2 protein-coding genes are annotated in these 875 nt (G+C 60.0%); both read left to right on the top strand.

The annotated features are described in order from the left end of the window. A partial coding sequence (locus ACR0E6_RS21905) for an ABC transporter ATP-binding protein C-terminal domain-containing protein (RefSeq protein WP_480587290.1) occupies positions 1-270 on the top strand: 270 nt, incomplete at its 5' end. Then, a partial coding sequence (locus ACR0E6_RS21900; protein ID WP_480587287.1) for an ABC transporter ATP-binding protein occupies positions 267-875 on the top strand: 609 nt, incomplete at its 3' end. The genes ACR0E6_RS21905 and ACR0E6_RS21900, both read left to right, overlap by 4 nt.

Raw genomic sequence — 875 nt, 5'->3', positions numbered from 1 at the left:
GACGAGGTCGGCGCGGGCGTGAACCGCACCCTGCTGATGACCATTGCCGACACAATTCTGCGCCTGAACAAGGAACGCGGCTATACCTTCGTCGTCATCGAGCACGACATGGATTTCATCGGCAAGATTTGCGACCCGGTCATTTGCATGGCCGAGGGCAAGGTGTTGGCCGAAGGCACTCTGGACGAGATCAAAGCCAATGAACACGTGATCGAGGCCTACCTGGGCACTGGCCTGAAGAACAAAGACAAGCTGGAGGCCGGAGCGTGAGCGATAATCCTTATCACGACGACAAAGGCAACAAGGACGCGTCGATCACGAACACGCAAGGCGTCGGCACCATGACCCCGGCCCATCGCAAAAGCGGCGCAACACACAAGGTCGATGGTGGGCCGTTTCTGATCGGCGACACGATGACAGGTGGCTACGGCAAAGGGCCCGACATTCTGCACGATTGCACCATCGCCGTCGACCGGGGCGAGATTGCAGTCATCGTCGGGCCCAACGGCGCTGGCAAGTCTACTGCGATGAAGGCCGTGTTCGGCATGCTGGATGTGCGCTCGGGCGCAGTTCGGTTGGACGGCGAGGATATCACCTCTCTCACGCCTCAGGACCGGGTGATGCGTGGGATGGGTTTTGTGCCGCAGACTTCGAACATCTTCACCTCGATGACGGTGGAAGAGAACCTTGAGATGGGTGCCTTTATCCGCCGGGATGATTTCTCGGACACGATGGAGCAGGTCTATGAGTTGTTCCCCATCCTCCGCGATAAACGCCATCAAGCGGCCGGCGAACTGTCGGGCGGTCAGCGCCAGCAGGTGGCCGTGGGCCGCGCGCTGATGACTCAGCCGAAGGTACTGATGCTGGATGAGCCG

The organism is Ruegeria sp. AP12, assembly GCF_056540025.1.
Note: the sequence above shows the minus strand (reverse complement) of the source record. Positions and strands in the feature narration are given on the sequence as shown.